Annotated in this window: 8 protein-coding genes and 2 pseudogenes; 6 read left to right on the top strand and 4 right to left on the bottom strand. The window is 70.7% G+C overall.

Translation table 11 applies throughout. The annotated features are described in order from the left end of the window. Nucleotides 1-27 precede the first annotated feature (27 nt). Nucleotides 28-852 (top strand): hypothetical protein, encoded by an 825-nt coding sequence (locus STSP_RS35530; RefSeq protein ID WP_067285282.1) that lies wholly within the window; start codon nt 28-30, stop codon nt 850-852. A gap of 28 nt (nt 853-880) precedes the next feature. Here the strand turns inward: STSP_RS35530 and STSP_RS35525 are convergent. Then, nucleotides 881-1,414: pseudogene (locus STSP_RS35525) on the bottom strand (LuxR C-terminal-related transcriptional regulator); the annotation flags it as partial. Here STSP_RS35525 and STSP_RS35520 point away from each other — a divergent pair. The 3 genes and pseudogenes from STSP_RS35520 to STSP_RS35510 form a co-directional block, all read left to right on the top strand. Further along, nucleotides 1,414-2,073: pseudogene (locus STSP_RS35520) on the top strand (FtsX-like permease family protein); the annotation flags it as partial. The pseudogenes STSP_RS35525 and STSP_RS35520 sit on opposite strands and share 1 nt — an antisense overlap. Before the next feature lie 100 nt (nt 2,074-2,173). Further along, nucleotides 2,174-3,031 (top strand): TIM barrel protein, encoded by an 858-nt coding sequence (locus STSP_RS35515; protein ID WP_067285278.1) that lies wholly within the window; start codon nt 2,174-2,176, stop codon nt 3,029-3,031. 66 nt (nt 3,032-3,097) lie between these two features. Beyond that, nucleotides 3,098-4,003 carry a 2-hydroxy-3-oxopropionate reductase gene (locus STSP_RS35510; protein WP_067285276.1) on the top strand — a complete coding sequence of 302 codons (906 nt, stop codon included), beginning with the start codon at nt 3,098-3,100 and terminating at the stop codon, nt 4,001-4,003. A gap of 430 nt (nt 4,004-4,433) precedes the next feature. On the opposite strand, the gene gcl is transcribed toward STSP_RS35510, so the two are convergent. Continuing rightward, nucleotides 4,434-6,203, bottom strand: coding sequence for a glyoxylate carboligase (gene gcl / locus STSP_RS35505; protein WP_107441495.1), 1,770 nt, complete (start codon nt 6,201-6,203; stop codon nt 4,434-4,436). 321 nt (nt 6,204-6,524) lie between these two features. On the opposite strand from gcl, the gene STSP_RS35500 reads away from it, so the two are divergent. Then, nucleotides 6,525-7,235 carry a hypothetical protein gene (locus STSP_RS35500; protein ID WP_067285272.1) on the top strand — a complete coding sequence of 237 codons (711 nt, stop codon included), beginning with the start codon at nt 6,525-6,527 and terminating at the stop codon, nt 7,233-7,235. Nucleotides 7,236-7,410: 175 nt separating this feature from the next. Beyond that, entirely contained in the window at nt 7,411-7,923 is a 513-nt protein-coding gene (locus STSP_RS35495) for a GNAT family N-acetyltransferase (protein ID WP_067285270.1), read from the top strand. A 14-nt stretch (nt 7,924-7,937) separates the two neighbouring features. Here STSP_RS35495 and STSP_RS35490 read toward each other — a convergent pair whose 3' ends face one another. Further along, the gene (locus STSP_RS35490; RefSeq protein ID WP_067285268.1) at nt 7,938-9,545 is read right to left on the bottom strand and encodes an AMP-binding protein; all 1,608 of its coding nucleotides are present in this window, start codon (nt 9,543-9,545) and stop codon (nt 7,938-7,940) included. Beyond that, entirely contained in the window at nt 9,542-11,221 is a 1,680-nt protein-coding gene (locus STSP_RS35485; protein WP_067285264.1) for an AMP-binding protein, read from the bottom strand. The genes STSP_RS35490 and STSP_RS35485 overlap by 4 nt, the downstream gene beginning before the upstream one ends. Nucleotides 11,222-11,317 lie beyond the last annotated feature (96 nt).

The following is an 11,317-nucleotide window of genomic DNA, read 5'->3' as shown; positions in this document are numbered from 1 at the left end:
CCCGTACGACCTGTGAGGAGAACAACCGTGGCGAATCCGACCACCCGAAGCCGCACCGGCACCACCGCCCGCCGGAGCCTGACCGCGGCCGCCCGTGCGGCCGCCAAGCGCGCGGAGCGCATCGGCCACGATCCCGTGGACAAGGCCGAGGCGCCCACGGCCGCGGACCTGGTGGAGGACGCCTCCGACGCACCCCCTCGGCGGCCGGAGGGACAGCAGGCCGGCCGCACCCTGCTCATCGAGCCTCCGGACGGCTGGGACGATCCGCCGGAGCCGCGCCTGGAGTCCGAGGACGCCGACGACGCCGAAGACGCCGAGACCGCGGACCCCGGCGCCGAGCGCACGGCGCGGCGGCGGAGCCTGCTCACCGCGGTGGTCGCCGTCCTCCTCGTGGCGGGTCTCGTCGCGGTCGGCGTGCTCGGGTGGCAGTACCGCGAGGGACGGCAGGCCGAGCAGGCGCGCACGCAGGCGCTCGCGGCCGCCCGGAAGGCGGCGCCGGTCGTGCTGTCGTACGACTACCGGCATCTGGACCGGGACTTCGCTGCGGCGCGGAAGCATCTGACCGGGGCCTTCCTCGACCAGTACGCGAAGACCACCAGGACGGTGGTGGGACCGACCGCGAAGAAGTACAAGGGCGTGGTGAAGGCGACGGTCGCCAAGCCCGCGGGCGGCGGGGACCCGGCGGCCTCCGTGGTGTCCGCCTCACCGGACAAGGCCGTGGTCCTGCTCTTCGTCAACCAGGTCACGCAGAGCACGCAGGTCTCCGGATCCCGCGTGGACCTGAACCGGGTGCGGATGACTCTGACCCGTACGTCCGACGGCTGGAAGGTGAGCGCCGTCGACGCGCTCTGACGGTCCTCTCGGGTGGGTGAGGGCGGGGTCACGCCCGCAGGTAGGCGAGCACGGCCAGGACCCTGCGATGGGTCGCGTCCGTCGGCGGCAGGTCGAGCTTGGTGAAGATGCTGCTGATGTGCTTGCCGACCGCGGCCTCGGAGACGACCAGCTCGCGGGCGATCGCGCCGTTCGACTTTCCCTCGGCGATCAGCGCCAGGACCTCGCGCTCGCGCGGGGTGAGCCGCTCCAGCGGGTCGCGGCGGCGGCGCAGCAGTTGACGCACCACCTCGGGGTCGACGACGGTCCCGCCGTCGGCGACCTCGTGCAGCGCGTCCACGAACTCCTCGACCTGGCCCACGCGGTCCTTCAGCAGATAGCCGACGCCGGATCCGTCGCCGGAGTCGAGGAGTTCGGCGGCGTACGTCCGCTGCACGTACTGGCTGGGGACCAGGACGGGCAGCGTGGGCCGCTTCTCGCGCAGACGCACCGCCGCGTGCAGTCCCTAGTCCTGGAACCCGGGCGGCATGCGCACGTCCGTCACGGCGATGTCGGGTGTGTGCGCCTCGACCGCGTCGGCCAGTGTGGCTCGGCGACGGCACGAGGAAGTCGCTGCGGATCGCCGCCGTGATGACCGTGGGCACCGGCGGCAACGGCGTCTACGTCACCCCGCGCAACGCCCCGGGCGCAACGGTCGACCGGGTCGACGTCAGCCTCGCGGTCGGTGCCGACGCGACCGCCGTGGCCGCCGGGCTGCGCGACGCGGTGCGCGCCTCCGGCGGGCACGTCCTCACCAAGGACCAGTGGACCGAAGCGAGTTACCCCGAGACGAACCGGACGACCCGGCTCGGTCTCCTGCTGGTCCTCGGCATCGCCCTCCTGTACACGGGCATCTCGCTGGCCAACACGATGGTCATGGCGACGTCCGACCGGGTCCGCGACCTGGCCGTACTGCGCTTGGCAGGAGCCACCAGCCGGCAGGTACTGCGCCTGGTCGGTGGCGAGGCTCTGATGGTGGTGGCCGTGGGCGGGGTGCTGGGACTCCTGGTCGCCGCCCTCAACCTCCTTGGCATGTGGAGCGCTCTGGGCTTCCTCTCGGTGTGGACCTCGATCCAGATGCCGTGGGCAGCCATCGGCACGGTCCTGGGTGCCTGCGCGGTCCTCGCCGTGGTCTCGGCAGTCGCCCCCGCCGGGCTCGCCCTGCGCCGGGGGGCGGTGGGGTCGGCGGGCGCCCGGGAGTGAACCGCATACCGGCCGGCGCCTTGACAGTCACACCGACCACAGGCAGCCTTCCATTAGACAGAATAAGACTTCCGCAATACGGAAGGAAACTCGACCGCTCATGCCTGGTTCTGAGACAGCCGCCGCCACCGACCAGCGCTTCGACGTCAACCTGTCGATCCTCTTCACCGAACTCCCGCTCCTGGAACGCCCGGCGGCCGCCGCGGCGGCGGGCTTCACAGCGGTCGAGCTGTGGTGGCCCTGGACCCACGCCCCCGTGCCCGATCAGTCCGAACTCGACGCCCTGAAGAAGGCGATCGAGGGCGCGGGTGTGCACCTGGTCGGCCTGAACTTCTACGCCGGGCAGCTGCCCGGCCCCGACCGCGGCGCGCTGTCGATCCCCGGCGAGGAGTCGGAGAGGTTCCGCGCCAACATCGACGTGGCGGCCGCCTTCGCCGAGTCGCTGGGCTGCAGGGCCCTCAACGCCCTCTACGGCAACCGGGTCGAGGGACTGGACCCGGCCGTCCAGGACGAACTCGCCCTCAAAAACCTGGCGCTGGCCGCCCGCGCCGCCGACCGGATCGGCGCGATCCTGCTGATCGAGACCCTCAACAAGCCGGAGTCACCCCACTATCCGCTGGTGAGCGCCCCGGCCGCCGTCGAGGTCGTCGACAGGGTCAACGAGGCGACCGGCCTCGGCAACGCCCGCTTCCTCATGGACCTGTACCACCTGTCCATGAACGGCGAGGACCTGCCCTCGGTCATCGAGCAGTACACGGCGAAGACCGGCCACGTGCAGATCGCCGACAACCCGGGCCGCGGCGCCCCCGGTACCGGTTCGCTGCCGCTGGAGGAGCTCATCGGAGGGCTCCGGAAGGCGGGGTACGACGGCTGGATCGGCCTGGAGTACAAGCCGGGCGACCGCCCGAGCGCCGAGGCGTTCGACTGGCTGCCCGCCGAGGCGCGTGCCGCGCGCTGACTGCTCTGCGCGCGACGCCCTTCGGCAACTCATCGACCTAGCACGGCTCTCAGAGGAGGCACCCTCATGAGCGACAACCTCCCCGGCAAGCTGCCCAACGTGGCATGGATCGGCCTCGGCATCATGGGCTCCCCCATGTCCGAGAACCTGATCAAGGCCGGATACCCGGTCACCGGCTACACGCTGGAGCAGGAGAAGCTCGACCGGCTCACCGCCGCGGGCGGCACCGCGGCCGGCTCGATCGCCGAGGCCGTCCGGGACGCCGATGTCGTGATCACGATGGTGCCCGCCTCGCCGCAGGTCGAAGCCGTCGCCTACGGCCAGGGCGGCATCCTGGAGAACGCACGGCCCGGCACCCTCCTGATCGACATGTCCTCGATCACCCCCGGGACGTCCATCGACCTCGCCAAGGCCGCGGCGGACAAGGGCATCCGCGTACTGGACGCCCCCGTCTCCGGCGGCGAGGCGGGCGCGGTAGAGGCCGTACTGTCCATCATGGTCGGCGGTGAGCAGGCCGACTTCGAGGAGGCCAGGCCCATCTTCGAGACCCTCGGAAAGACGGTCGTGCTGTGCGGCCCGCACGGCTCCGGCCAGACGGTGAAGGCCGCGAACCAGCTGATCGTCGCCGTCAACATCCAGGCCTGCGCTGAGGCCGTGGTCTTCCTGGAGAAGTCCGGCGTGGACCTCAAGGCGGCGCTCGAGGTCCTGAACGGGGGCCTGGCCGGCTCGACGGTCCTGACCCGTAAGAAGGACAACTTCCTGAACCGGGACTTCAGGCCCGGCTTCCGCATCGACCTGCACCACAAGGACATGGGCATCGTCACCGACGCGGCCCGTGCCGTCGGTGCAGCGCTGCCCGCCGCGGCACTGGTCGCCCAGCTCGTCGCCGCGCTGCGCGCGCAGGGCGACGGCGGCCTCGACCACTCGGCGCTGCTGCGCGGCGTCGAGCGCCTTTCGGGCGCCGAGGTCTGAGCCGCCCCGAGGTCTGAGCCACCCCGAGTCTCCGGGCCGTGGCCGGCGCCGACAACTGTCCCGTCGCGCCCAGGCGCCGCCGCGGCCCGGATCCCATCGCTCGCTCTACACTCTCAACTTGCCTTATACGGCGCCGGGTTCGGGCCATCAACCGGACTCGGCGTCCGCGCGCGTACGCCGGCACGCGTAGGTGGCCGACGTACTCCGACTACGGAAACCTCAAGTCTTCCTCTGAACTCGGCCCCGGGGGCTTCGCATCCGGCCACCGTTGGGCAGAACCTGAGCACACGAGGCCCGCCGGCACGGGGGCGGCGGGCCTCGACTCCCCCTCTTCGCCTATCGGCTCTCGGCCTCGACGCTCGGCGTCGGCTCCTCCGGCACTCGACCTCGGCACTCGACCTCGGCACTCGGCCTCGGCACTCGGCCTCGGTCAGACCGAAGTGGGCGCATGCCACGGCTCCGTGGCGATCTCCTCGAACTCGACCACATCGCTGATGTCCGCGGTCGTGGACATCGAGATGTCGGTGACCCGCTCCAGGATCGCCTCGACGACGACCGGCACCCGGTGCTCGGCCGCGAGCTTCCTGGCCTCCTCGAAGGCGGCGCCCAGCTCGTTCGGGTCGGTGACCCGGATCGCCTTGCAGCCGAGCCCCTCGGCGACCTTCACATGGTCGACGCCGTAGACGCCGAGCTCGGGAGAGTTGAGGTTCTCGAACTCCAGGTTCACCTGGAAGTCGATGCCGAGGCCGCGCTGCGCCTGGCGGATCAGCCCGAGGTAGGAGTTGTTCACCAGGACGTGGACGTACGGGATCCGGTGCTGCGCGCCGACCGCCAGCTCCTCGATCATGAACTGGAAGTCGTAGTCGCCGGAGAGCGCGACGACCTGGGCGTCCGGGTCGGCGGTGGCCACGCCGAGCGCCGCCGGGACCGTCCAGCCGAGCGGGCCCGCCTGGCCGCAGTTGATCCAGTGCCGCGGCCGGTAGACGTGCAGCATCTGGGCGCCCGCGATCTGCGAGAGACCGATGCTGGTGACGTACCGGGCCTCGGGCCCGAACGCCCTGTTCATCTCCTCGTAGACGCGCTGCGGCTTGATCGGGATGTCGTCGAAGTGCGTACGGCGCCGGAGGGTGGCCTTCTGCCCCCGCACGGAATCCGCCCAGGCGGAGTAGTCGGGCAGCCTGCCCGCCGCCTTCGACTCCCGGGCCGCCTCCACGAACAGCTCCAGTGCGGCCCCGGCATCGGAGGCGATGCCGTAGTCCGGGGCGAAGATCCTGCCGATCTGGGTGGGCTCGATGTCGACGTGTACGAACGTGCGGCCGCGCGTGTAGACGTCCAGCCTGCCGGTGTGGCGGTTGGCCCAGCGGTTGCCGATGCCGAGCACGAAGTCGGACTCCAGGAAGCTCGCGTTGCCGTAGCGATGCGAGGTCTGCAGGCCGACCATGCCGGCGTTGAGTTCGTGGTCGTCGGGGATGGCACCCCAGCCCATGAGCGTGGGGACGACGGGGATGCCCGTCAACTCAGCGAATTCCACGAGCAGTTCGCAGGCGTCAGCGTTGATGACACCCCCGCCCGCGACGATGAGCGGGCGCTCCGATGCGCTCAGCAGCGTGAGCGCCTTCTCGATCTGGGCGCGGGTCGCGGACGGCTTGTAGACCGGCAGCGGCTCGTACGTGTCCGGGTCGAACTCGATCTCCGTCAGCTGGACATCGATGGGCAGATCGATGAGGACCGGACCGGGACGGCCGGAGCGCATCAGATGGAAGGCCTGCTGGAAGACGCCGGGGACCTGCCCGGCCTCGAGGACGGTGACGGCCGTCTTGGTGACCGGCGTGGCGATCGCGGCGATGTCGACGGCCTGGAAGTCCTCCTTGTGGATCACGGCCGTCGGCGCCTGGCCGGTGATGCACAGGATCGGGATCGAGTCACCGGTGGCGGAGTAGAGACCGGTGATCATGTCGGTGCCCGCCGGACCCGACGTACCGATGCACACGCCGATGTTGCCGGGGCGGGTACGGGTGTATCCCTCCGCCATGTGCGACGCGCCCTCGACATGGCGGGCGAGGGTGTGGTGGATGCCGCCGGCCTCCTTCAGCGCCTTGTAGAAGGGGTTGATGGCGGCACCCGGCACGCCGAACGCATGGGTCACGCTCTCGCGCTTGAGGATCTCAACTGCCGCGCGGGCAGCGGTCATTCGAGCCATTGAGTACTCCTGATCCGGCTGTGGGATTCGGACTCCCGTCGCGCCCAGCGAAGAGTGGCCTGAAGAGTGGCCTGAAGAGTGTTCTTCCGCGGCCACTGACGCCGTCTACGCTCCTATTCCACATAGCGGAAATAATATTCTGTTATGTGGAATGCAATGTAGGTGGCAGTGCCGGGAGCGTCAAGAGACGGCTCCAGGGCGGCATCCAGCGGGGTACTGCATGGCGCGAACTCGTCCGACCGGCTGTCACAGCGGGGGTGGTTGGAGGACCATGGGAGGGCGTTCCTGCGTTCCGTCGCGAGTTCTGTTCTGGAGTGGGTCATGGCCGAGAGCGTGCCGGTGCGGTGCCCCGTCTGCCGCCGCGAGCAGCTCTACGCACCGCCGTCGTATCCGTGCACATGCGGCGCGCCCGTCCAGCCGCCCATGGCGCGCTCGGCCCCACAGCCCGTCACCCACCGGACCTGGGCCGACGACTGGGTGAGCGTGCAGTGCGAGGCGTGCGGCCGCAAGGACGAATGGCCGCAGCCGGAGCTGGGATGCGCGTGCGGGACGGTGCTCAGGATCCCCGTGGCGGAAGGGGCCACGACGCACGGCCGGCCGGCGCCGTCGCTCCCCGTCCACATCCCGCTGCCGCGCACCTCCTCGTCACCGCGCCCGGCGTTCCAGCCGGTCACGATCCGCTCCGCACGCGACGCGATCACCGCCGTCGCCCTGTATCTGCGCTGGCTCGGCTACCGCGACATCCGCAGCGCCGAGCATCGCACCTCGTCCGGGATCGGGCTCGTCGCCACGGGACTCGTCGCCCAGGTGGAGCCGTCCCTGCGGCCTGCGACGCTGCGCGACGTGGAGTGCCTCTGGCTCACGGGTACGGCCGAGTCCGCACTGTCCGTCTACTTCTCACTGTCGGGTTACGTGGCCGACGCCCGAGTCCGCGCCGACGAACTGGGCGTCCCCCTGTTCGTCGTCGACCTCACGGGGACCCCGCAGCCGGTCAACAGCCGGGCGGACGAGCTGTATTCGGCGGGGGCGTAGCCCGAGCGGTACGCGGCGGCAGGCGGAGCCGCCGTGACCAGCGCCACGGCCCGAGGCCGCTGCACCGGTACCCCGCGGCCCGAGGACCAGCCCGCCCGCTGAGTCCGTCCTCCGGGTCCGCCGGAAAGCCGCCGATGCGGGGGCGCGGATTCCCGGGCACCCGCATACTCGTCCCATGCGCATCCGCCTCGCCGCACCCGCCGAGCTGCCCCTCCTCCAGGACATCGAGCGCGCCGCCGGCGAACCCTTCCGTGCGCTGGACATGGCCGCCGTCGCCGACGACGAGCCGCCCGCCGTGGAAATGCTGGAACGTTTCCGGCGGGCCGGGCGCGCCTGGGTGGCCGTCGACGGCGAGGGCGACGGCGACCCCGTCGCGTATCTGCTCAGCGCGACCGTCGACGGCGCCGAGTACATCGAGCAGGTCTCCGTGCATCCCCGCGCGGCACGCCGCGGGATCGGCCGGCTGCTCATCGAGCACACCGCCGAACGGGCCCGCACCGAAGGCCTGCCGGCCCTCACCCTCAGCACCTTCGCCGACGTCCCCTGGAACGCGCCCTACTACGCACGCCTGGGCTTCCGGATCCTCGAGGAGGCCGAACTCACCCCGGGCTTACGGAAGATCCGCGCCGCGGAGGCCGAGTACGGCCTCGACCGGTGGCCGCGGGTGTGCATGCGCAGGCCCGTCTGACGGCAGGCCGGACACTACGCGCCGTACCCCTCCCTCAGCTCGATCTTCCGCACCTTCCCGCTCACCGTCATGGGGAAGGATTCGAGGATGCGGAGGCGGCTGGGGATCTTGTAGTGGGCGAGCTGTTCGTGGCAGTACGCGCGGAGTTCGTCGAGCGTGAGCGGGTCGGCGGGGTCGCGGGGGATGACGCAGGCCAGGACCTCCTCGCCGTACCGCTCGTCGGGGACGCCCACCACCTGGACGTCGGCGATCTTGGGGTGGCCGTAGAGGAACTCCTCGATCTCACGTGGGTAGATGTTCTCGCCACCCCGGATGATCATGTCCTTGATGCGCCCGACGATCTGGACGTAGCCGTCGTCGCGCATCACCGCGAGGTCCCCGGTGTGCATCCAGCGGCCGGAGTCGACGGCCTCCGCCGTCCGCTCGGGCTCGTTCCAGTAGCCGAGCATCACGCTGTAGCCGCGGGTGCACAGCTCGCCCGGCTCACCGCGCGGCAGCGTCACTCCGCTCACCGGATCGATGATCTTGACCTCGATGTACGGCAGCGGCCTGCCGACCGTGCCGGTGCGGCGCTCGAGGTCGTCGTCGCGGCGGGTCTGCGTGGACACCGGTGAGGTCTCGGTCATGCCGTAGCAGATGGAGACCTCCTCCATGTGCATTTCGGCCACCACCCGCTTCAACACCTCGACGGGACAGGGCGAGCCCGCCATGATCCCGGTCCGGAGCGAACTCAGGTCGTACGTCGCGAAGTCGGCGTGGTTGAGCTCGGCGATGAACATCGTCGGGACGCCGTACAGCGAGGTGCAGCGCTCCTGCTCGACGGCGTGGAGGGTGGCCGCGGGGTCGAAGGACGGCGCCGGGATCACGATGCAGGCGCCGTGGGATGTGGCCGCCAGGTTTCCCATGACCATGCCAAAACAGTGGTAGAAGGGCACGGGCAGGCACACGCGGTCCTGTTCGGTGTAGCCGATGGTGCGGCCCACCCAGTGGCCGTTGTTGAGGATGTTGTGATGGGAGAGCGTGGCACCCTTCGGGAAGCCGGTGGTGCCCGAGGTGTACTGGATGTTGACGGGATCGTCACAGCTCAACTCGGCGGCGTGCTCGGCGAGTTGCTGGTCGGTCACCGAGGCGGCGGCCGCCGTGAGCGCGTCCCAGGTCGGGTCGCCGATGTAGACCGTCTCGTGGAGGGCGGGGCAGTTCTCGCGGACCTGGTCGACGAGGGCGCGGTAGTCGCTGGTCTTGTGGCCGGTCGAGGCGATGAGGAGGGAGATCCCGGCCTGCCTGAGCACGTACTCCAGCTCGTGGGCCCGGTAGGCCGGGTTGATGTTCACCATGATCGCGCCGATGCGGGCGGTGGCGTACTGGACGAGCACCCACTCCGGGCAGTTGACCGCCCAGATGCCCACCCGGTCGCCTTTCGCCACGCTCTTCGCGAGCAGTCCGCGGGCCACCTCGTCGACCGCGGCGCCGAACTCGGCATACGTCCAGCGGCGTCCCGAGGGGACGTCCACCAGCGCGTCCCGGTCGGGGTACGCGGCGATCGCGCGGTCGAGGTTGGCGCCGATGGTGTCGCCGAGGAGCGGTGTCGTGCTCGTGCCGTGCGCGTACGACAGTCCGGTCACCGGAAGTCCTCCTCGCGGTACTCGTCGGCGGAGCCGGCCGCGGTGCGTTCGCGCAGTTCGATGCGGCGGATCTTGCCCGACACCGTCTTGGGGAGGTCCGCGAACTCCAGGCGGCGGATGCGCTTGTAGGGCGCGAGGACGGTGCGCGAGTGCTCGAAGAGCAGCTTCGCGGTGTCCGGTCCCGGCGTGTATCCGTCGGCGAGGACGACGTACGCCTTCGGTACGGCCAGCCGCAGCGGGTCGGGGGCGGGCACGACGGCCGCCTCGACGACCGCCTCGTGCTCGAGGAGCGCGCTCTCCAGCTCGAACGGGGAGATCTTGTAGTCGGACGCCTTGAAGACGTCGTCGGCCCGTCCGACGTAGGTGATGTAGCCGTCGGCGTCGCGGGAGCCGATGTCGCCGGTGCGGTAGTAGCCGCCGCCCATGGCCTCGGCGGTGCGCTCAGGGTCGCCGTGGTAGCCGGTCATGAGGCCCACAGGGCGGGCCGACAGGTCGAGTGCGATCTCGCCCTCGTCGGCACCTGGCGCGCCGGTGACGGGGTCGAGCAGCTCGACCTTGAAGCCGGGGCTCGGCCGTCCCATGGAGCCCGTCTTCAGCGGCTGCCCCGGGCTGTTGGACACCTGCACGGCCGTCTCGGTCTGTCCGAATCCGTCGCGGATGGTGACGCCCCACTCGCGCCGCACCTGCTCGATGACCTCGGGGTTGAGCGGCTCTCCGGCGGCGACGGCCTCGCGCGGCGGCGTACGCAGCTGCCCGAGGTCGGCCTGGATGAGCATGCGCCACACGGTGGGCGGCGCGCAGAAGCTGGTGACGCCGGCCTCGTCCATCTCGGCCATCAGTCGGCCCGCGTCGAAGCGCGTGTAGTTGTGGATGAAGACGGTAGCCTCCGCGTTCCACGGGGCGAAGAGGTTGGACCAGGCGTGCTTGGCCCAGCCGGGCGAGGAGATGTTGAGGTGGACGTCGCCCGGCTTCAGCCCGATCCAGTACATGGTCGCCAGGTGGCCGACCGGGTACGACACGTGGGTGTGCTCGACCAGTTTGGGGCGGGCGGTCGTGCCGGAGGTGAAGTACAGCATGAGGGTGTCGTCGGCGCGGGTGACGCCGTCGGGCTCGAAGGACGCGGAGGCGTCGTAGGCGTCCTCGTACGAGACCCAGCCGGAGGCGCCGCCGCCGACGGCGATCCGCGTGTAGTCCCCCGGCACGTCGTCGAACTTCGCCGTGTCCCCGGCCCGGACGATGACGTGCCGCACGGTGCCGCGGTCGACGCGGTCCCGCAGGTCGGCAGGGCCGAGGAGGGGTGTGGCGGGGATGACGACGGCCCGCAGCTTCATCGCGGCGAGGGCCGTCTCCCACAGCTCCACCTGGTTGCCGAGCATGACGAGGATGCGGTCGCCGGGGCCTACGCCCTGGGCGCGCAGCCAGTTGGCGGCCTGGTTGGAGCGGGCCGACAGCTCCGCGAACGTGAGGCGGGTGCGCTGCCCGTCCTCCTCGACGATGTGCAGCGCGATCCTGTCATTGCCGCGCGCGATGACGTCGAACCAGTCGAGCGCCCAGTTGAAGAACTCCGGCCGGGGCCAGACGAAGCCCTCGTACGCGGTGGCGTAGTCCTCCCGGTGCGTGAGCAGGAAGTCCCGGGCGGTGCGGAACTGCTCCGTGGCGCTCGTCGTCGCCGTCATGCGTCCTCCTCGTTGCGGACCATTGCCGGACAGCTGCCTGACATCGTCTAATCCGTGACGCGGGTCTCACCACCCCCGAACGGGGGGTGGGGTCGT

It is taken from the genome of Streptomyces jeddahensis (assembly GCF_001642995.1).
In the GTDB taxonomy this organism is placed as follows: Bacteria; Actinomycetota; Actinomycetes; order Streptomycetales; family Streptomycetaceae; genus Streptomyces; species Streptomyces jeddahensis.
Note: the sequence above shows the minus strand (reverse complement) of the source record. Positions and strands in the feature narration are given on the sequence as shown.

Bases quoted from the DNA above. Each gene is read 5' to 3' on its own strand.
- STSP_RS35515 (WP_067285278.1), top strand. From the start codon at position 2,174: ATGCCTGGTTCTGAGACAGCCGCCGCCACCGACCAGCGCTTCGACGTC.
- STSP_RS35510 (WP_067285276.1), top strand. From the start codon at position 3,098: ATGAGCGACAACCTCCCCGGCAAGCTGCCCAACGTGGCATGGATCGGC.
- gcl (WP_107441495.1), bottom strand. From the start codon at position 6,203: ATGGCTCGAATGACCGCTGCCCGCGCGGCAGTTGAGATCCTCAAGCGC.
- STSP_RS35500 (WP_067285272.1), top strand. From the start codon at position 6,525: ATGGCCGAGAGCGTGCCGGTGCGGTGCCCCGTCTGCCGCCGCGAGCAG.
- STSP_RS35495 (WP_067285270.1), top strand. From the start codon at position 7,411: ATGCGCATCCGCCTCGCCGCACCCGCCGAGCTGCCCCTCCTCCAGGAC.
- STSP_RS35485 (WP_067285264.1), bottom strand. From the start codon at position 11,221: ATGACGGCGACGACGAGCGCCACGGAGCAGTTCCGCACCGCCCGGGAC.